Below are 848 nucleotides of genomic sequence, written 5' to 3' on the forward strand. Positions count from 1 at the left end.
CTGAATATAAAAAGAATGATAAGAGCCTGCCAACACTTTCTGTATCTTCAGAAGCAATACTCAACAAAGCACAGGCATTTTCTTCTTCAGTGTCATTAGTAAGAGATCTGATCAACACCCCAGCCAGTGACTTAATGCCTGAAGATATGGGTACCGTAGCTGAGCAGCTCGCAGAGCAATACGGTGCTAAGCTCGAACAGTTTGTTGGCGACCAACTACTTGAGCACAACTACCCTACCATTCATGCCGTTGGCAGAGCCAGTGTACATGAACCAAGGCTCATTGATCTTACTTGGGGTGACGAAGATGCCCCAAAAATAACACTGGTTGGCAAAGGAGTTTGCTTTGACAGCGGAGGCCTGGACCTCAAGCCCAGTAATGCTATGCGCCTTATGAAAAAAGACATGGGCGGCGCGGCGCACGTACTTGGGCTAGCAAAATTAATTATGGACCAAGCTCTTCCAATCAGATTACGTGTACTAATACCCGCAGTAGAGAATGCCGTATCTTCGAATGCTTTTCGTCCAGGTGATGTAATCACCACACGACAAGGAATTACTGTCGAAATTGACAACACTGACGCTGAAGGCCGCTTAGTCTTATGTGACGCATTGACCGAAGCAGATAGCGAAAACCCGGACATGATATTCGACTTTGCAACACTAACCGGCGCCTGCCGAGTTGCATTAGGAACAGAGTTACCCGGTTTTTTTTGCAATGACGAACAACTTGCATCTTCGTTGCAGGAGTGTGGAAAGAGCAGCCAAGACCTTGTGTGGCAACTCCCCCTACACAGCCCTTACCAGGACATGCTAAAAAGCGATATTGCTGACACCCTTAATAGCGCA

At 47.2% G+C, this 848-nt stretch carries 1 protein-coding gene; it reads left to right on the plus strand.

The features are described 5' to 3' along the window. Positions 1-848, plus strand: an 848-nt coding sequence (locus A3735_RS24705) for a M17 family metallopeptidase (RefSeq protein ID WP_197486023.1), incomplete at both ends; no start/stop codon positions are given.

Source organism: Oleiphilus sp. HI0061 (genome assembly GCF_001635675.1).